The sequence below is a fragment of the Comamonas fluminis genome (assembly GCF_019186805.1).
GTDB classification, from domain to species: Bacteria; Pseudomonadota; Gammaproteobacteria; order Burkholderiales; family Burkholderiaceae_C; genus Comamonas; species Comamonas fluminis.
On record NZ_CP066783.1, the window covers coordinates 4,287,790 to 4,306,804 of the forward strand.

17 protein-coding genes are annotated in these 19,015 nt (G+C 61.2%); 6 read left to right on the forward strand and 11 right to left on the reverse strand.

Annotated elements, in window-relative coordinates:
* Nucleotides 1–50: 50 nt before the first annotated feature.
* Together JDW18_RS19795 and JDW18_RS19800 are read left to right on the forward strand one after the other, a co-directional pair.
* Entirely contained in the window at nucleotides 51–1,298 is a 1,248-nt protein-coding gene (locus JDW18_RS19795; protein ID WP_218241300.1) for a phenylacetate--CoA ligase family protein, read from the forward strand.
* Nucleotides 1,299–1,497: 199 nt separating this feature from the next.
* Nucleotides 1,498–2,490, forward strand: a complete 993-nt coding sequence (locus tag JDW18_RS19800; protein ID WP_218241301.1) for a tripartite tricarboxylate transporter substrate-binding protein — start codon at nucleotides 1,498–1,500, stop codon at nucleotides 2,488–2,490.
* Between the two features lie 79 nt (nucleotides 2,491–2,569).
* Here JDW18_RS19800 and JDW18_RS19805 read toward each other — a convergent pair whose 3' ends face one another.
* The 3 genes from JDW18_RS19805 to JDW18_RS19815 all read right to left on the reverse strand — a co-directional run bounded on the left by JDW18_RS19805 (nucleotide 2,570) and on the right by JDW18_RS19815 (nucleotide 4,870).
* Nucleotides 2,570–2,893 (reverse strand): DUF1840 domain-containing protein, encoded by a 324-nt coding sequence (locus JDW18_RS19805; protein ID WP_218241302.1) that lies wholly within the window; start codon nucleotides 2,891–2,893, stop codon nucleotides 2,570–2,572.
* An 11-nt stretch (nucleotides 2,894–2,904) separates the two neighbouring features.
* A complete protein-coding gene (locus JDW18_RS19810; protein ID WP_218241303.1) occupies nucleotides 2,905–4,176 on the reverse strand; it encodes an SAM-dependent methyltransferase in 1,272 nt (423 codons plus the stop codon).
* Between the two features lie 76 nt (nucleotides 4,177–4,252).
* On the reverse strand, nucleotides 4,253–4,870 hold the full coding sequence (locus JDW18_RS19815) for a hypothetical protein (RefSeq protein ID WP_218241304.1): 618 nt from the start codon (nucleotides 4,868–4,870) through the stop codon (nucleotides 4,253–4,255).
* 42 nt (nucleotides 4,871–4,912) lie between these two features.
* On the opposite strand from JDW18_RS19815, the gene JDW18_RS19820 reads away from it, so the two are divergent.
* Together JDW18_RS19820 and JDW18_RS19825 are read left to right on the forward strand one after the other, a co-directional pair.
* The gene (locus tag JDW18_RS19820; protein WP_218241305.1) at nucleotides 4,913–6,112 is read left to right on the forward strand and encodes an aminopeptidase; all 1,200 of its coding nucleotides are present in this window, start codon (nucleotides 4,913–4,915) and stop codon (nucleotides 6,110–6,112) included.
* A gap of 144 nt (nucleotides 6,113–6,256) precedes the next feature.
* Complete coding sequence (locus JDW18_RS19825; protein WP_218241306.1) at nucleotides 6,257–7,948, forward strand: phosphoethanolamine transferase; 1,692 nt, start codon at nucleotides 6,257–6,259, stop codon at nucleotides 7,946–7,948.
* A gap of 101 nt (nucleotides 7,949–8,049) precedes the next feature.
* Here the strand turns inward: JDW18_RS19825 and JDW18_RS19830 are convergent, their stop codons facing one another.
* Genes JDW18_RS19830 through JDW18_RS19850 form a run of 5 tightly spaced genes read right to left on the reverse strand, consistent with a single transcriptional unit; the run spans nucleotide 8,050 to nucleotide 12,342 of the window.
* On the reverse strand, nucleotides 8,050–8,820 hold the full coding sequence (locus JDW18_RS19830) for an ABC transporter permease (RefSeq protein WP_218241307.1): 771 nt from the start codon (nucleotides 8,818–8,820) through the stop codon (nucleotides 8,050–8,052).
* A gap of 8 nt (nucleotides 8,821–8,828) precedes the next feature.
* Nucleotides 8,829–9,674 carry an ABC transporter ATP-binding protein gene (locus JDW18_RS19835; RefSeq protein ID WP_218241308.1) on the reverse strand — a complete coding sequence of 282 codons (846 nt, stop codon included), beginning with the start codon at nucleotides 9,672–9,674 and terminating at the stop codon, nucleotides 8,829–8,831.
* Between the two features lie 57 nt (nucleotides 9,675–9,731).
* Entirely contained in the window at nucleotides 9,732–10,760 is a 1,029-nt protein-coding gene (locus JDW18_RS19840; RefSeq protein WP_218241310.1) for an ABC transporter substrate-binding protein, read from the reverse strand.
* Nucleotides 10,761–10,812: 52 nt separating this feature from the next.
* A complete protein-coding gene (locus tag JDW18_RS19845; protein ID WP_218241311.1) occupies nucleotides 10,813–11,313 on the reverse strand; it encodes a nucleoside deaminase in 501 nt (166 codons plus the stop codon).
* Between the two features lie 12 nt (nucleotides 11,314–11,325).
* Nucleotides 11,326–12,342: an ABC transporter substrate-binding protein gene (locus JDW18_RS19850; protein WP_218241312.1), complete on the reverse strand. Its 1,017-nt coding sequence runs from the start codon at nucleotides 12,340–12,342 to the stop codon at nucleotides 11,326–11,328.
* Nucleotides 12,343–12,806: 464 nt separating this feature from the next.
* Here JDW18_RS19850 and JDW18_RS19855 point away from each other — a divergent pair, with 464 nt between their 5' ends.
* Nucleotides 12,807–13,805, forward strand: a complete 999-nt coding sequence (locus JDW18_RS19855; RefSeq protein WP_218241313.1) for an isopenicillin N synthase family dioxygenase — start codon at nucleotides 12,807–12,809, stop codon at nucleotides 13,803–13,805.
* 116 nt (nucleotides 13,806–13,921) lie between these two features.
* On the opposite strand, the gene JDW18_RS19860 is transcribed toward JDW18_RS19855, so the two are convergent.
* The 3 genes from JDW18_RS19860 to JDW18_RS19870 all read right to left on the reverse strand — a co-directional run bounded on the left by JDW18_RS19860 (nucleotide 13,922) and on the right by JDW18_RS19870 (nucleotide 16,772).
* Complete coding sequence (locus JDW18_RS19860) at nucleotides 13,922–14,176, reverse strand: acyl-CoA-binding protein (protein ID WP_218241314.1); 255 nt, start codon at nucleotides 14,174–14,176, stop codon at nucleotides 13,922–13,924.
* A 139-nt stretch (nucleotides 14,177–14,315) separates the two neighbouring features.
* Nucleotides 14,316–15,527, reverse strand: coding sequence for a M20 aminoacylase family protein (locus tag JDW18_RS19865; RefSeq protein WP_218241315.1), 1,212 nt, complete (start codon nucleotides 15,525–15,527; stop codon nucleotides 14,316–14,318).
* Between the two features lie 84 nt (nucleotides 15,528–15,611).
* Nucleotides 15,612–16,772, reverse strand: a complete 1,161-nt coding sequence (locus JDW18_RS19870) for an ABC transporter substrate-binding protein (RefSeq protein ID WP_218241316.1) — start codon at nucleotides 16,770–16,772, stop codon at nucleotides 15,612–15,614.
* Nucleotides 16,773–16,927: 155 nt separating this feature from the next.
* Between JDW18_RS19870 and JDW18_RS19875 the strand changes: the two genes are divergently transcribed.
* Nucleotides 16,928–18,997, forward strand: coding sequence for a molybdopterin-containing oxidoreductase family protein (locus JDW18_RS19875; protein WP_218241317.1), 2,070 nt, complete (start codon nucleotides 16,928–16,930; stop codon nucleotides 18,995–18,997).
* The last annotated feature ends 18 nt before the right edge of the window (nucleotides 18,998–19,015 follow it).

The window sequence follows — 19,015 nt, forward strand, 5'->3', positions numbered from 1 at the left end:
TGTCCCCTATTGATCTCGTTTTGCTTGCAGATTTTTCGACAGGATTTGCCATGAGTGCCTTCTACGATTCTCTGGAAACGCGCAGCCCTGAACAGCGCGAAGCTGACTTCATGGCCCAGTTGCCTCAGCAGGTGGCCCATGCACAGCAGCGCTCTGCGGCCTTTGCTGAGATTCTTCAGGGTGTGGATGCGCGCAGCATCACCAGCCGTGCAGCGCTGGCGGCTTTGCCCGTCACTCGCAAGAGCGAGCTGCTGGAGCGCCAAGCGGCTCAGCGGCCTGCACAGATTTTTGGTGGCTTCAATGCCATCGGTCTGGGCCACGACATGCCCCGGCTGTTTGCCAGCCCCGGCCCTATTTATGAGCCTGAAAGCCGTCGCTCTGATTACTGGCGCATGGCGCGCTCCATGTTTGCCGCAGGCTTTCGTGCGGGCGAGCTGGTGCACAACTGCTTTTCCTACCACTTTGTGCCTGCGGGCTCGATGATGGAAACCGGTGCACACGCCATAGGCTGCACGGTGTTTGCGGGCGGTACGGGCCAGACCGAGCAGCAGGTGCAGGCCATGGCCGATCTGCGTCCCGCCGCGTATGTAGGCACACCCAGCTTTCTGAAAATCATTGTGGAAAAAGCCCTGGAAATGGGCGTGAAGCTGCCCAGTCTGACCAAGGCCATGGTCAGCGGCGAAGCCTTTCCACCATCGCTCAGCCAGTGGATGCGCGAGCACGGCATTGATGCCTACCAGAGCTACGGCACAGCCGATCTGGGCTTGATTGCCTATGAAACCAGCGCCCGTGAAGGGCTGGTGCTGGACGAAGGCGTGATTGTGGAAATCGTGCGCCCCGGCACTGGCGACCCGGTGGCCGAGGGCGAAGTGGGCGAACTGGTCATCACCACCCTCAACCCCGACTATCCGCTGATTCGCTTTGGCACGGGCGACCTCTCGGCATTCATGCCCGGCCAATGCCCTACGGGCCGCACCAATGCCCGCATCAAGGGCTGGATGGGCCGCGCTGACCAGACCACCAAGGTACGCGGCATGTTTGTGCATGCCAAGCAGGTAGCCGAAGTCGTCAAACGCTTCCCGCAAATCGGCAAAGCCCGGCTGGTAGTTACCGGCGAGATGGCCAACGACCAGATGCAGCTGCTGGTGGAAACCGTGGAAACCGCACCCGGTTTTGCCCAGCAGGTGGTGGAGGCTCTTCGCGAAGTCACCAAGCTGCGTGGCGACGTTCAGATGGTGGCGCCTGGCAGCCTGCCCAACGATGGCAAGGTGATTGAGGACGCCCGCCCTTATCAGTAACGGCGGTCACTCAGGTTTTTCCGCCTGCATCCCGTTTGTCACAGCACAAACCCAGTGCAAGTACACGCTATTCTTTCGGGATAACACCTAGAAAATTGATAAAACCCTACGACTTTACTCTTCCTAGAATCCAGCCCTACATCCAGTTTGCGCTGTTGTCTTAGTCCAAACGGATGCGACTTTTCACCAGGGAGACACCATGAAGACGTATTTCAAAATCGCCGCCGTTGCACTGGCCGCTACCGCAGCCATCAGCAGCCACGCCGACAGCAACTACCCCGTTGCTGGCAAGACGATCACCATCATCGTTCCCTTCACCGCTGGTGGCCCCACAGACAAGGTGGCCCGCGATCTGGCCGAGTCCATGCGCAAGCAGCTGAACAACGCCACCATCGTCATCGACAACGCGGACGGTGCTGGCAGCACCATTGGCACAGCCAAGGCCGCACGCGCCCGCAATGACGGCTACACGCTGCTGCTGACACACATCGGCATGTCCACCATCCCGACGCTGTATCGCAAGCTCTCGTTCAACGTGCTCAACGATTTTGAATACGCCGGCATCATCAACGACGTGCCCATGACGCTGATTGGCCGCCCCACCCTGCCCGCCAAGAACTTCGCGGAAGTCAAGGACTGGGTCAGCAAGAACCAGGGCAAGGTGAACCTGGCCAACGCTGGTGTGGGCTCTGCCTCGCACCTGTGCGGCCTGATGTTCCAGTCGGCCCTGCAGCAGGACATGACGCCCGTGCCTTACAAGGGCGCTGCTCCCGCGATTGCCGACCTGATGGGCAACCAGGTGGACCTGCTGTGCGACCAGACCACCAACACCACTTCGCAGATCGCGGCCAAGAAGGTGCAGGCCTATGCTGTGACCACCGCCAAGCCGCTGACAACGCCAGCCCTCAAGGACCTGCCTACGCTGCAGTCTCTGGGTCTAAAGGACTTCAACGTGACCATCTGGCACGGCCTGTACGCCCCCAAGGGCACACCTGCTGATGTGGTCAAGAAGGTCAATGAAGCCATGAAGGCTTCGCTGAAGGACCCCGAGTTCATCAAGCGCCAGGAAGCCCTGGGCGCCGTGATCGCCTCTGATGACCGCGTCAACCCCGCTGGCCACAAGAAGTTTGTGGAAAGCGAAATTGCCAAGTGGGGCAAGGTCATCAAGGCCGCAGGCATCTACGCCGACTAAGCCAGGCCTTCACCCCTGAAGCAAAAAGCCCGCAGTGTGAACTGCGGGCTTTTTTGTTGGACGACCTGTGCAGGCCAAATCACCAGACGACTTCCTTGCCTTCGGCAGCGCTGCGGCGCAGCATGTCCACAAAGGGGGCGATACGCTGGCTCAGGCCCACGCTTTCATTGCTGGAAGCGGTTGCCCCCTCTTCCTCGGACGCGTCTTCTGGGGTGGCGCTGCGCTTGGTCACATCCTCTGCGGATGCAGCTTCCAGCGCAGAGATAGCGGCAGGAATTTGTTCCACGGTAATGATTCCGTGCTCATCATCTGGCGTTTTGCCAATGATTTCCAGCACCTGACGCCCATTGGCCTCCAGCATGATCAGATCTGCCGTGGCACGCGACTTGAATTTGTAGAGCATGTTCTGTCCCTTCAGCGGTAGATATATTCGCGGTTGAAAGGATAGCTGCTCTGCGCACCCTTCATCACGCCGGTTTGTAGGTCTCCGTCGGGTTTGCTGCACAGCATCTGGTGCAAGGCAATCCAGCCGCGCTCAAACGCCATGGCGCAGCCCGCCAGATACAGGCGATAGGCACGCAGAGCACGCTCTGCCTTGTCCACGTCGTACTGGGCCTCCAGAATGGCACGGGCAGGCTCCATCTGCGCTTCCAGCCCATCGGACCAGGCCCACAACGTACGCGCATAGTGCGGCCTGAGGTTTTCGGTATCCACCATCTCCAGCCTGCTGGCAGCCAGATCGTGCAACACACGGCTCACATGCATCAGCTCGCCGCCGGGAAAGATGTAGCGGTTGATGAACTCACCCATGCCCGCGCCCAGCTCTGCATTGCCCACGCCACCCGCCGTGATGCCGTGCACCAGCGCCAACCCGCCGGGCTTGAGCATGCGGTAGATGGTCTGAAAATACTCGGGCAGATTGGCGCTGCCCACATGCTCAAACATGCCGACCGAGCCGATCTTGTCAAAGGGCTGCACGCCATCCATCTGGCGGTAGTCGCGCAGCTCGACCTTGACCTGGCCCTGCAGCCCTTTTTCCGTAATGCGCCGCTGCACATATTCGTACTGGTTGCGCGACAGGGTAATGCCGTGGGCTTGCACGCCGTAGTGCTCTGCCGCCCAGAAGATGAGGCCACCCCAGCCAGACCCAATATCCCAGAAACGTTCACCCGGCTGAAGCTTGAGCTTTTTGCAGATGTGATCGAGCTTGGCCTCCTGCGCCTGCGCGAGGTTCATGCTCTGATCTTTGTAGTAAGCGCAGGAATAGACGCGGCGCGGGTCCAGCCACAGCGCGTAGAAATCGTCAGAGAGGTCGTAATGGAACTGAATCTGCTCGGCATCACGGCTCAGCGTATGCATGGCTAGAGACTTCGCTTTGGAGACTGTCTGCTCCAGCCAGGTAGGCCGGTGCTGCACCGGGTCGCCCTGCAAAAGCACTGCAGCGGCGGCCATGATGTCTCTGGGCTTTCCATGGATATCAACCCAGCCCTCAACCACCGCCGAGCCGACCGAGCCCACCTGACCATCCAGCAGTGCAGCCAGTGCCTTGGGCGAGCGGAAAATCAGCTGTACGGCACTGTGCTCCGGACCGATACGCTCGCCAGAGGCCAGCTGAATCGAAGCAGTCACAGGAAGTTTTGCGAGAACCGGCTCCAGTGTGCTCAACAGGTTTTTCATGAAACCCATTGTTCACGCGCAATATGTCAGGTCAAGCCTTGATCCCGCAGACTTCTGTGAGCAAATGTCTCACCCCTAGGCCTGCTCAGCTGCGTGCCTGCACCAGCTTCTCGTAGGCCTTGCGGGTGGCGGGCGCGATGGAGTCCAGCACCTGCTCATAGGCAGTCTTGTGGCGTGCAATCAGGCGCATGGCCGCAACCGTGCGGCTTTTGCAGAACCAGTGGCAGGTGTGCTGCATCAGCATCAGCTCGGCCGTCATGGTGAAGGCGCGGCGCTTGCGCTCTTCTTCATCCTGGGCCTGGCCCACCTGCACTGCGGCAATGGCCTGTGCATGCAGCTTCATGGCGGCACGCACATCCAGCGTGGCCGATGGCACCAGCCTGTCCATATAGGGCAGCGCCAGCGGCAGCGTGCTGGCCCGGGTCTGTTCGGCAGGCAGGCTGGCAAACTCATCCGCAAACCGCTGGAACTGGCTGGCCAGACTGGTTTCGGTGTTCTCCAGCACAGTCCAGATCTGCTCGCGGCGCTGGGCGTCGGTCTCGCCAATCACACGCAGATACCCCTCCATCAAGCCAGCCATGAGCTTTTCGATCTGAAAGCGCGAGAGATGCTGTGCCAGCAACTGGGTGTGCTGCCTTTGCTCCTGCTTCTTGAGCATGTAGAGCACGGTGGTGACAATGATGGCGAGCGTTAAAAAATCCATGAACTAGAACCCAACCGGCGAACCAGGGCGATGCAAAAAAGAATGAGTGTAGTCAGCTTGACGGCCATCACGGCCCTCGGGGCAGCAATTGTCACACTGGCTGGCTGCAGCAGCACCGCCTATTACTGGCAGGGCTTCAGGGGGCAGATGCAGATCATCCAGGCAGCGCGGCCCATTGACGACTGGCTGGCCGACCGCAGCACCAGCCCTGCGCTGCAGCAGCGTCTGCGCGCCGCGCAGCAGATGCGCCGCTTTGCCAGCGAGCAACTGGCCCTGCCCGATAACGCCAGCTACACCCGCTACGCGGCACTGGAACGCAAATACGCGGTCTGGAACGTGGTGGCGGCCCCGCCAGACAGCCTGAAGATGCATCAATGGTGCTTTCCCATCACGGGCTGCATCAGCTACCGAGGCTACTTTGCCGAAGCCGATGCACAGGCCAAGGCCTATGAAATGCATGAGCAGGGCCTGGAAGTCAGCGTCTATGGTGTGCCCGCCTATTCCACGCTGGGCTATCTAAACTGGCTGGGTGGCGATCCACTGCTCAGCAGCTTTATCGGCTGGCAGGAGGGCGACTTTGCCGGTCTGATGTTCCATGAGCTGGCCCACCAGCTGATCTACATCAAGAACGACACGGCCTTCAACGAATCATTTGCCACGGCGGTGGAGCGCATTGCCACACCGCTATGGCTGCAAACCCATGCCAGCGAAGCCACGCTGCAGCGCTGGCAACAGGCACAAACGCGCAGAGCACTCTGGCAGCACCTTACCCGGCAAACACGGGCCAGACTTCACTCCATATATGAGAGAAATACTACTCAACCCCTTGATGAAAAAGCGCTGGCAGCTATCAAAAAAGAAGTTTTTTCTGACTTTCAAGCGCAGTATGCCCAGCTGCGTGCGCAATGGGTGGCGGCAGACGAGCCCCTGCTGACCAGCGACACCCTGCGCCAGCAATACCTTGAGCGGCTGGCCCAAACCGATGACTGGGTGGCCCGTGCCAACAATGCCAGCTTTGGCGCTCTTGCCGCCTATGACGACTGGGTAGCCGCCATGACCCACTGGTGGACACAGTTGCAAGACCGCCAGCCTGCATCTCCCGAAGGGTGGAAGCGCTTTTATGCCCAGATGCAGGAGCTGGCCAGCATGCAGCCGGAGCAGCGCACCCAGCAGCTGTGCGCCCATCAGCCTGAGCAGCTTGCGCCGCCAGCCGCCTGCCAAGCCAGCACAGCCCGTCCATAGTCCTTCCATGGGCCGACCATAGCTCGCTAATAATCAGCGCCCGGCCAGGCCCATCGACTAGGACAGAACCTGATAGACGGCTTCAGCGTGGTTTAAGAAAGTCTGGGCAAACTTTTAGCAACATCCATTTCCTCGCTCTCTGTTTTGTCTTCCTCCGACTTTGCCTCCACCGCGTCTGGCTCCGGCAGACGATTCTTCAAACCCCGCTCCCCCCAGTTCATCGCCTTCTGGCTGGCCGTCTGGATGACGGCCACCGCCAACTGGGCGCTATGGCTGCGCCTGCCCTCCATAGAGGGCTATCAGGGCAGCCATGCCGTGCTGGCCCTGCGCGTCATTCCTCTGGTTCTGGGGGCGGTGATGCTGCTCACCAGTCTGTTTGCATGGCCACGCTGGATGAAGCCGTTCTGGATTGCCCTGCTGCTGGTTGCCGCAAGTGCCCAGCACTTCATGATCTCCTACGGCACCCTGATGGACCGGGGCATGATCAACAACATCCTGCAGACGGACATGCGCGAGAGCTCCGACCTCTTCAACCCCAAGCTGCTGCTGGAGTTGCTGATCGTGGCCATCCTGCCAGCCATCTGGCTGTGGAAAACGCCGATTCGTGGCGCAGGCAAGGTCTGGCGCAATGTGCTGCGCACCGTGATGCTGATGGTGGGTGCCGCGGCACTGGTGGGTGGCTCCATCGCCGTCTCATACAAAGACCTGGCCCCCGTGGTGCGCAACAACCTCTGGCTGCGCTTCATGATCAACCCGGTCAACCCCGTGCTGTCCAGCGCTGGCGTCTTCCTCGCGCCCATTCTTCAAAAGCCTCGCCCCTTTGTCAGCACGATAGAGGGAGCGGCCCTGGGCAAAAGCTATGAAGCTGCGCAAAAGCCACCGCTGCTGATCCTGGTCGTGGGCGAAACTGCCCGCGCCAAGAATTTCAGCCTCAACGGCTATGCCCGCGACACCAACCCTGAGCTTTCCAGGCAAGACGTGCTGAGCTGGCGCAACGCCACCTCCTGCGGCACCAGCACCCGCGAATCCGTGCCCTGCATGTTCTCCAGCCTGGGCCGCGAGGGCTTCTACAACTCCAAGGCCGAGCACAGCAATCTGCTGGATGTGCTGCAGGCCGCAGGCCTTGCCGTGCTGTGGGTGGACAACCAGGCAGGCTGCAAGGGCGTGTGCAAGCGCATTCCCATGGCCGATACAGCCGACAGGGTGAACACCCCTGAAGGCAAGGCCTTGTGCGCTGCTGATGGCGAATGTCTGGACGGCATGCTGCTGGTCGGTCTTGAAGAACGCATCACCCAGCTGGACCCCGCACGCCGCGCCAAGGGCGTGGTGCTCGCCATGCACCAGATGGGCAGCCATGGCCCGGCCTACTACAAGCGCTCCACGCCCGACCTCAAGGCCTTCAAGCCCGAGTGCGAGACCAATGCCCTGTCCAGCTGCCCGCAGGAGAACGTGGTCAACGTCTATGACAACTCGATTCGCTATACCGACCATTTCCTGGCCCAGACGATCAGCTGGCTCAAGACCCAGCAAGACCAGTTTGAAACCGGCATGTTCTACATGTCCGACCATGGCGAATCGCTGGGCGAGATGGGCGTCTATCTGCACGGCATGCCCTACTCCATGGCTCCCGCAGATCAAAAACATGTGCCCATGATTCTGTGGCCCGGCACACTGGGCGCGCGCACCCATGTGGATGCCAGCTGCCTCCGCAAAGAGCTGGACAAGCCTGTCTCGCACGACAACCTCTATCACACCATTCTGGGTCTGGTGGATGTCAGCACCCCCACTTACAAGCCTGCACTGGATGCGCTGAAAGGCTGCCGCGGCGCGGGCTGAGTGTTCACTGAATGACAAAGCAAACGGCCTGCCGGGTTTCAAAGCCCGGCAGGCCGTTTTCACTGATGGAATAAGCGCAGTCAGCTATCAAATTGATTGCATCACTCGCCTTGCGACCCGCGATGCGCCCAGCCCGTGGTGTGCTTTTCCACCAGGTTGAACAGCTCATACATCACCATGGCCATGGCGCCCACCACAATCAGCCCGGCAAAGGCCAGCCCCATCTGCATGGATGAACCGGCAGAGACCAGCAGATAGCCAATGCCCTCGTTGGCCGCCGTCATCTCGCTGACCGTGGTGCCCACGAAAGCCAGCGTAATCGCCACTTTCAGCGAGCCATAGAAATACGGCAATGAGCGCGGCAGGCCCACCTTCATCAGCACATCCCAGCGCTTGGCGCCCAGCACGCGCAGCACGTCTTCCAGTTCAGGCTCCAGCGTGGCCAGCCCCGTGGCGATGTTCACCATGATGGGGAAAAAGCTGATGAGAAAGGCCGTGAGAATGGCCGGGCCCGCGCCAATGCCGAACCAGACCACCAGAATCGGCACAAACGCCGCCTTGGGCAGGGCATTGAAAGCCGTCATCAGCGGGTAGAACGCCGCATAGGCCAGCCGCGAGGAGCCAATCAGAAAACCGAGCAGCACGCCCACCACAATCGCCAGGCCAAAGCCCGCCATGGTCACCCAGTAAGTGCGCCAGGCATGCAGGGCAATCGTGCCTGCAAACTCATAGAGCTGGTGGCCTATGGCTCTGGGGCTGGGGAAGATGAATTCCGAAACGTCGAACGCCGAACAGATGACCTGCCAGAGCACGATCGTCAGCAGCAGCAATAACCAGGGCGCCCAGCGCTCTGCAGTTTTTTGATGTTTCATGGTGCGCCTTATTGAGGGATTGCAGCAGCATCAGCGCCGCTTTTACGCAGTGCACCGATATGGCCACGCAGTTCATAGACGATGTCTGAGAACTCTGGCGTGTAAGTCACTTCCAGATCACGCGGGCGCGGCAGGTCGATGTCGCGGCGCACGACAAAGCGCCCCGGGCTTTTGCTCATCACATAAACGGTATCGGCCAGAAAAACGCTCTCGCGCAGGTCGTGCGTGACCAGAATCACATTGAATTTCTGCTCGGCCTGCAGGTCACGCAGAATGCACCACAGCTCCTCACGGGTGAAGGCATCCAGCGCGCCGAAGGGCTCGTCCAGCAGCAGCATTTGCGGCTCGTGAATCAGGGCGCGGCAGATGCTGGCGCGCTGCTGCATGCCGCCAGACAGCTGCCAGGGAAATTTGCGTTCGTACCCCGCCAGCCCCACCTTGCCCAGCAGTTCAATGGCACGCGCCTCGTATTCCTTGCGCTTTTGCTTGAACTGCGAGCGGTGCGGCTCCACGATCTCCAGCGGCAGCAGCACATTGTCCAGCGTGGTGCGCCAGGGCAGCAGCGACGATGACTGAAACGCCATGCCCGAGATCTTGAGCGGCCCCGTCACGCGCTCACCATCCACCGTGATGCGGCCCATGGACGGCATCTTCAGCCCCGTGGTGAGCTTCATGAAGGTGGACTTGCCGCAGCCCGACGGGCCGACGATGGCGATGAACTCGCCACGCTGCACCGTCAGGTCAATCGCCTCCACCGCAAAGTGGTTGGCTTGCAGCAGCTCTTCGTTGTACGCCAGCCAGACGTCTTTGAATTCGACAAAGGGTCGGGCGGATTCTGTATCTGATGATTTCATAAAAGCAGGCTGCAGCGCCTGTTAATCAAGCGCTTTCAGCTATCAATCAATGAGCATTTACTTCTTGGGAAGCACATCAAGTTCGGCGGCCGGTGGCAGGAATTTGCCGCTCCAGACTCCCTCAGGATTCACGCGCGTCTTGGTTGCATAGACATCGGAGACCTGAGAGGCCATCAGCGCCATGCGTGTGGGGCTGACCTGACCAAAGCCTTCGGCACGCGCATCGGCGGTGTTGATGACCGTGTCGATCGCCAGCTGCAGGCGGCGCGTTTCCAGAGCGGTGTTGACGATGCCATCGCGCTCCTTCACATGGGCAATGGCGGCACCGGGGTTGGCCATAACTTCTTTGGCCCCCTTGGTGAAGGCCTTGAGGAAGGCGCGCACGGCATCGGGGTTCTCGCGCACCAGCTTGGCGCTGGCAATGATGGCGTTGCCATATAGCTTGACGCCGTTGTCGGCAAACGGCATGACTGCCACATCCGCCGCCTTCACGCCACGGGCCTCCAGGTTCAGCAGCGAGGTGAAGGTGAAGCCCGTGATGGCATCGACATCGCCACGCACCAGCATGGTCTCGCGCAGCGGCGGGTCCATGGTGGTCCATTGCACATCGCCCACCTTGTTGGCCTTGGCAAACAGCGGAAAACCGCGACGGCCCGCATCAAACACGGGCGCACCCAGCTTTTTCCCCGTCAGATCGGCAGGCTTGGCAATGCCGCTTTTCTTGAGCGACATGACTGAAGCTGGCGTGTTGTTGTAGACCATCATCACGGCCACGGGCTTGTCTTTGACATCGGGGTTGTTGGCGTGGAACTCCATGAGCGCCGCCAGATCGGCAAAGCCCATGTCGTAAGAGCCAGAAGCAACGCGCTGAATCGCGCCGCCGGAGCCACTGCCAGCGTCCACGCTCACATTCAGACCGGCGGCCTGAAAGTAGCCTTTAGCAACGGGCTGCAGAAACAGCGCTGCGGGCCCTTCAAAGCGCCAGTCCAGCTGGAATTTGATGGGCGTTGCGGCAAAAGCAGCGGTGGCGCTGGCAAAGCTGCCCAGAGCCAGAATGGATTGCAGAAACAGACGCTTGGTTTGCATGGTGAACTCCCTCTCTTTAGTCAATGAATGGCGCTTGGATTCGTGTGGAGGCTCAGGTCTTCCAGGCCCCCTGGTGTGAGCTGCTGGCTTCCTCAATCAGGGCCGGGCCTATGCATTCGATGGCGTGCGAAGCGGCCTGAAACACGTCGCGGCAGGACAATTCGGCATCCTTCTGATCCAGCCGCTCGCCACGAAACACGCGCAGCCGTTCGGCATCAATGCCATAGACCACGCGGCCAATGGCTGACCAGAAAATGGCGCCCGCACACATCACGCAGGGCTCGGCAGATGAATACAGCGTGGCGCGGGCCAGCTCATCGCGTGAATGCAGGGGGCTGGCCAGGCGAATGGCAGACAGTTCGGCATGGGCCGTGCAGTCACCGCTTTCGCCATTGGCGTTGCTGGCAGCGGCCAGCACGCGCCCATCAGCTGCCACAATCAGCGCGCCAAACGGACGGTTGCCGCGTTCGCGGGCCGTATCGGCCAGTGCAATGGCTTCACGCAGATGGCGGCCATCGGTGTCATTGAGGGTCTGGGCTTGAGGCAGAGACATCGTCTTCTCCCCTCAGGCCTTGAGCATGCGGGCCGCTCTGGCGGGCAGCATGCTGCTGTTGAAAAGGGCATCGGCAGATGGCGTGGTCTTGAGTGCAAAGGTCTGCACCACGCTGTCCACCTGCTGCTCCATCAAGCGCTTGCTGAAGTCGCCAAGCCCGTGGCTTTTCGTATCCGCCGCCGCGACGTACTGCGCAGTGATGGACCAGCGCTCCAGCTCCAGCTTCTCATCCAGAATCGACTCGCGCTGGCGCACGGCGGCAATGCCTGCAGCGGGGTTGGCCAAGCATTCCACAATGGCGCGGTTGGTGGCGCGCAGGAAGGCGGCCACGACTTGCGGCTTCTCGGCAATCAGATTGCTGGACGCCAGGATGGCATTGCCATACAGATGAACGCCCGCATCGCTGTAGCGCAGGATGGAAAGCTCCTCGGGCTTGATGCGCGCAAACAGCGACACGGCCGAGTCATGGAAATAAGTGGCCGCATCCACATCGCCACGCACCATGACGTTGTCGCGGGCCGAGAACTCCGTGGTGGACCAGGCAAACAGATCGGCCGGCAGGCTCTTGCGCCGCGCCACCATGGGCCAGGCACGGCGTGTGGACTCCACGGCGGCGGCGGCCACTTTTTTGCCCTTGAGGCTGGCGAAGTCCGAGGTGATGCCTCTGTCCTTGCGCCCGATGATGACAAACGGCGCCCGGTTGTAGTACTGATAGACGGCCTGCACACGCGGTGTACCGGCGTTTTGCGCATTGAACTCGATCAGCGAACTGATATCGCCCAGACCCATCTGGTAGGCACCGCTGGCGATGCGCGTGATCGAAGCCACCGAGCCAGAGCCCACGTCCAGACTGACATCCAGCCCTTCATCACGGTAGTAGCCGTTTTGCTGCGCCAGAAAGAAAGGTGCCGTCTGACCATTGACACGGAAATCCAGCGTGAATTTCAGCGGAGTCAGCGACTTGCCCTGGGCATGTACCCAGGGCGCAGCGCAAAGAGGCAGGGCAGCAAGGAAATGGCGACGTTGCATGGTGGAACTCTCAGGTCTCTGGCGGCAAAAACACCAGCAGCAGCGCCGCTGGCAGGACATGAGCAATTTCCGGGCGCTGCACAGATGCAGGCTGAACGCTTCTACTCGTAAAGCTATCTAGCAATTGGCGTGCCTGCTTTTTGTTACGCCTTGTCGGGCATCCGCAAGGTGCATGCGCCACGCAGCCGTGCATGGATTCATGCACACCCATGCACCAGATTGAAGCCGCGCACCAAAACCAAGATCGCCACGCCCATGGCAGATGGCTGGCACGCTGTTTGCTGCACTAGTGGCAAGAGTAGAAGCGTTCAGCACGGTGCAGTGGTCGGTTCCGGCCATTAGCTTCGCGGGTCATTGCTCTTGAAGTGGGTGCGGCCGTCGTCGCACCTGATATCCCCGCTTCAGATGCCAGCACCTGCTCACCAGTAGCGCGGGTGTCTGAAGTCATCGCAAGAGAAACTCTTATGCAGACCACGACCAGCCACTCTTACAGCCTTGGCGAACTGGACAAGGAAGCCCGCATGGGCGGACAAGGCGCAGAAACCTCGACGCGCGAAGTTCGCGTCATAGACATCAGCGACTTCGAGCAGCGCAAGCAGGAGATTGCCGACCAGATCTGGAACGCGTCGGTAGAGATCGGCTTCTTCCAGGTTTGTGGCCATGGCATTGCGCAGGCCGATATCGACGCCGCATTCAGCAGGGCTGAGCAGCTGTTTGCACTAGCGCCAGAAACCAAGGCGCAATGGCCTCTGTCGCGCAACGCCGGCTGGGAGCACAAGGCGCAGATTCGCCCCTCCACCCGCACCCCGGACCAGAAAGAGTCTTATCAAGTCACGCGCCCGCGCATGGAAGGTCTGTGGCCCAGCGAGCAGGAGCTGCCCGGCTTTCAGCAAGCAACGCTGGCCTTTGAACACCAGTGCTGGCAAGTGGGCATGCAGCTGCTTTCCTGCTTTACCTACAAGCTGGGCTTTGATGAGGAGTTCTTCACCCGCGCCCACGACCCCGCCGTGCCCAGCTACCAGAGCACGCTGCGCATGCTGCACTACTTTGCGGTGGACCCCGCACTCAAAGATGAGCTGGGCCTGTGGCGCGCAGGCGCGCATACGGACTTTGACTGCCTGACGCTGCTGTTTCAGCGCGCCGGTCAGGGCGGGCTGCAAGTGCTGCCCGGCAAAGAGGCTGATGCCCAACAATGGACACCGGTGGAACCCGTGGATGGCGTCATCACCTGCAATATCGGCGACATGCTGACACGCTGGAGTGACGACCAGCTACCCAGCAACTTTCACCGCGTACGCAACCCTCAGCCCCACGAATACCAGGGCGCACGCTACAGCCTGGCCTTTTTCTGCCAGGCCAATGAAGATGCGGTGATTGAAGGCCCCGCCCAAAAATATCCGCCCATCACCGGGGCGGAATATTTGCGTCAGCGTATTTCTGCCAACTTCTCGAACAGGTATTGATCCCCCCTGAGCGGCTGCGCTTGCTTGCTGTCTCTGGTTGGGAGGCTGGCCCGCCATCTTTAAAACAACAAGGCCCCGGAACACGGGGCCTTGTTGTTGTTCAAGGGCAGCGCAGATCAGCGCAGCGATGCGATGAGGTCGATGTATTGCTGCTTGGCTTCATCGGCTGTGGTGCCTTCCAGCTTGGTCCAGGCATCCCATTTGGCGCGTGCGACCATGTCGGTGAAACTGGGCTTCTTGCCTTCGTTGTCGCCTTCTGTGGCCTGTTTGTACAGGGCATAGATCTTGAGCAGCGTGGCGTTGTCAGGGCGCTCGCTGATCGAGGTGGAATTCTTGACGGATTCTTCAAACGTGGCGTTCAGATCGGACATGGCAGGTCTCCTGTGCTTATAGAAATCCAGACCAGTGTAGCGAAAAATCAAAGAAATTAGAACGACCGTTCTTTTTTTATCTGCGCGCAACAAAAAAGGCTGCCTCGCAGGAAGTAGCCTTTTCACGATCCGCAGGCCATCAGGCCCGCGTGGGTTCAGCCAGCCAGCGCTGGGCCAGCTTGACCCAGAAGGTCGCCCCCAGCGGAATCAGTGCGTCGTTGAAGTCGTAGCTCGGGTTGTGCAAAGTGCAGGGGCCGCCGCCATGGCCCATGGCGCGGTGGTCGCCGTCGCCGTTGGCGATAAAGCAGTAAGCCCCGGGCTTTTCCATCAGCATGAAGGCAAAGTCTTCTGCGCCCATGGATGGCTCCTGCGGCACCACGCCCGCATCGCCCAGAATGTCGCGCATCACGCTTTGCGCGAACGCAGCTTCCGGGGCAGTGTTGATGGTGGGCGGGTAGTTGCGCACAAACTCGAATTCGCACTGCGTGCCATGGGCGGCGCAAAGGCTTTCGCTGATCTGCTTCATGCGTTGCTCGATCAGGTCCAGCACCTCCAGCGTGAAGGTGCGCACCGTGCCTTGCAGCTCTACGCTGTCGGGCACCACATTGGTGGCTTCACCGGCGTGCACCATGGTCACGGACACCACGCCCGCCTCGATGGGCTTGACGTTGCGGCTGACGATGGTCTGAAACGCCATGATGAGCTGGGCCGCCACAGGAACGGGGTCCACCACCATATGCGGCATGGCCGCGTGGCCGCCCTTGCCGCGCACCACGATCTTGAATTCGTTGCTGGATGCCATGGCCGGGCCTGCGCCCACGGCCATGGTGCCGGCCTTCATGCCGGGCCAGTTGTGCATGCCAAACACGGCCTGCATGGGGAACTGGGTGAACAGTCCGTCCTTGACCATCTCACGCGCGCCGCCGCCGCCTTCTTCGGCGGGCTGGAAGATGGCATAGACCGTGCCTTCAAAGCTGTCGCGGTGTGCAGCCAGATATTGCGCGGCAGCCAGCAGCATGGCGGTGTGGCCATCGTGGCCGCAGGCGTGCATCTTGCCTGCATGGCGGCTGGCATGTTCAAAGGTGTTGAACTCCTGCATCGGCAGGGCATCCATATCGGCGCGCAGACCGATGGCGCGGCCACTCTTGCCGCCATCGCGGCCATGGATGATGCCCACCACACCGGTCGCACCCAGACCGCGGTGGGTGGCGATGCCCCATTGTTCCAGCTTGTCGGCCACCAGATCCGAGGTGCGAATTTCCTCGAAACACAGCTCAGGGTGGGCGTGGATATCGCGGCGCAGCGCGGCAATGTCAGGGGCGCTTGCTTGAAGTTCGGGCAGCAGGGCCATGCGCTCTCTCCTTGGGGTCATCGGTGGCAAAGATGCCATGATGACCCAAGTCTCAAAGCGCTGCGCCCTGCGGGCTGCAAAGCCTCAAACTCTAACCTTGCCGTCGCCCGTCAGCATGGAAAGCTCCACAAAACGGGGCTTGCCCGCCTGCGGCCGGAAGGCGATGGGGAAGCCAGCCACTTGCTGGCCGTTCAGGCTGTCCAGTGCGGCAATCAGGCTTTCGCGCTGCAGCTTGCCACCTGCGGCTGCGGCCTTCAGCGCTTCACCCACCACGCGGGCGGCCAGGTAGCCTTCCATGCTGGAGTAGTTGGGCTGCAGCGATGCACCGCCCTTTTGCAGCGCCGCCTGAAACTCTCGCGCCAGCGGGTGTGATGTCTTGTAAGGCGACGGCACAACCTGCGTCACCACCACGCCTTCGGCTTCCTTGCCCAGCTCCTGCGCCAGTGCCGAAGTGCCCACAAACGACACGTTGTAGAACTGACCGCCATAGCCAGACTGCCGTGCGGCGCGCACAAAGGCAGCGCTGGCGGCATAGGTGCCCACCTGCACGATCACGTCGGCACCCAGCGGCAGCAGGGTCTTGATGGCTTTGCTCACATCCTGAGAGTTGCGCTCCACCGTGGCCGTGCCAACGGGCTTGAGCCCATGGGAGTGCAGAGCCTGCGTCACGCCATCCAGACCCGACTGACCATAGGCATCGTTCTGGTGGAACACCGCAATTTTCTTGAGACCCAGCGCCACCAGCTGTTTGACCATCAGCGCGGTTTCATCGGCATAGGAAGCGCGCAGATTGAACACGGTCTGCGCCAGCTTGGGGTCACGTAGGCCCGCACCACCGGTCAGCGGTGCAATCAGCGGCACCTTGGCTTTCTGCAACAGGGGTAAAGCCGCCATGCTGGTGGGCGTGCCCAGATAGCCAAACAGCGCCATCACATCGTCATTCAGAAACTTCTGGGTATTGGCCACGCAGCGCTCGGGCTCGTAACCATCGTCCAGCGTGCGCAGCTCTACCAAGCGGCGACCCACGCCACCCTGGGCATTGAGCTGGTCGAAGTACAGCTTCGCGCCCTGCGAAAACTGCGTGCCCAGCTGGGCCGAGGGACCGCTGAGCGCGCAGGACTGACCCAGCACGATAGGCGCTGAGGCATCCTGCGCGAGACTGCTGCCGCTCCATGCTCCCGCTGCTGCCGCACCCGCAGCAGTCACAAACTGACGACGATTCCACCGAATTGACTTGTCTTGCATTGCTCTCGTTCTTCCTACTTGGTGCTGATTGCAGCGGACGCGGTCCGACCGCTCTTGTTATGGTGCATTTAACGTTTTTTGACATTGATGCGAGTCGCATAATAGGCCGACACGCTGTCACTGGTGTGAATTTCCCTTCGCCTCAGAGCTTTCACATGCCCCACATTGCACAAGTACGCGGCGCCTGTCCGCATGACTGCCCGGACACCTGCGCCCTGGTCACCACCGTGGTGGACGGCACTGCCACCCGGGTGCAAGGCAATGCCGAGCACCGGCACACCGGCGGCGTGCTGTGCAGCAAGGTCAGCAAATACACCGAGCGCAGCTACCACGCAGACCGCGTGCTGCAGCCGCTCAAGCGCAGCGGCCCCAAAGGCTCGGGCCAGTTCACCCCGGTGAGCTGGGAGGAAGCCCTCAGCGACATCGCCCAGCGCCTGCACCAGATTGCGCAGCGCAGCCCCGAATCCATCCTGCCCTACAGCTATGCCGGAACCATGGGACAGGTGCAGGGGCAAAGCATGGACCGGCGTTTTTTCCACCAGCTGGGCGCCAGCCTGCTGGACCGCACCATCTGCGCCAGCGCAGGCAGCGAAGCGCTGGCCGCGACCTATGGCGGCAAGCTGGGCATGCGGGTGGAGTTCTTTGCCGAAAGCCAGCTGATTCTGATCTGGGGCAGCAACAGCATCACCAGCAATCTGCATTTCTGGCGCTATGCCCAGGAAGCCAAGCGCAACGGCGCCCGGCTGGTCTGCATTGACCCGCGCAAGAGCGAAACCGCCGACAAATGCCATGAGCACCTGCAACTGCTGCCCGGCACCGATGCGGCCCTGGCCTTTGCGCTGATGCATGAGCTCATCGTCAACGACTGGCTCGATCACAACTACATCGCCCAGCACACACAGGGCTGGGACGCTCTCAAAGCCAGAGCACTGCAATGGCCGCCAGAGCGCGCCGCGCAGGTCTGCGGCCTGCCGGTTGAGCAAATTCGCCAGCTGGCACGCGACTATGGCCGCAGCCAGCCTGCAGCCATTCGCCTGAACTACGGCATGCAGCGCGTGCGCGGCGGTGGCAATGCCGTGCGCGCCATTGCCTGCCTGCCCGCGCTGATTGGTGCCTGGCGCAACCGCGCAGGCGGCCTGCTGCTGTCCAGCTCTGGCGTGCTGCCGTTTGACATGGCTGCGCTGCAGATGCCCCAATTGCTGGGCCAGCGCCGCCCCCGCACGCTGAATATGAGCAGCATTGGCGGGGTGCTGCTGCACCCTGGTGACGCCGCCTTTGGCCCCAAAGTGGAAGCCTTGGTGGTCTACAACAGCAACCCCGTGGCCGTGGCCCCGGAATCGGCCAAGGTGGCCGCTGGCTTTGCGCGAGAAGACCTGTTCACCGTGGTGCTGGAACACTTCATGACGGACACGGCCGACCACGCCGACTATGTGCTGCCCGCCACCACACAGCTGGAGCACTGGGACATTCACGGCAGCTACGGCCACACCGATGTGCTGCTGAACCGCCCCGCCATTGCCCCCGAGGGCCAGGCCCGCAGCAATGCACAGATCTTTCGCGACCTGGCAGCGCAGATGGCACTGCTGGACCCCGCCTTTGCCGCCAGTCACTTTTCAGACTCTGATGAGGCTCTAGCCCGGCAAGCTATTGCGCATACAGCTATCAGTTTTGATGAACTGCTGGAGCGCGGCTTTGCCACCATCGCCCTGCCCGATGCACCGTTTGCCAACGGTGGCTTCACCACACCGTCCGGCAAATGCGAGTTCGACAACCCGGCGCTGGCGGCCCTGGGTGTGAGCACGCTGCCCGACCATCTGCCCAATTACGAAGCGCCCACGGCCGACTATCCGCTGGCCATGATTTCGCCGCCAGCGCGCAACTTTCTCAACAGCACCTTCACCAACGTTGCCAGCTTGCAGCGCATGGAAGAAAGGCCGCTGCTGGAAATGCACCCCGATGACGCCGCTGCACGCGGCATTGCCGATGGGGATTTGCTGCGCGTCTTCAACACCCGGGGTGAGCATGTCTGCCATGCCGCCGTCAATGGCCGTGCGCGCCAGGGCGTGGTGGTGGGCCTGGGCATCTGGTGGCGCAAGCAGGGCGTGAACGGAACCAACGTCAATGAGCTGACGCACCAGCAGCTCACCGACATTGGCCGCGCCCCCTGCTTTTATGACTGCACCGTGCAAGTGGCCAAAGCAGCCAAAGCGGCAGCCACATGCTGAATTCCGCCAACGCGCCAG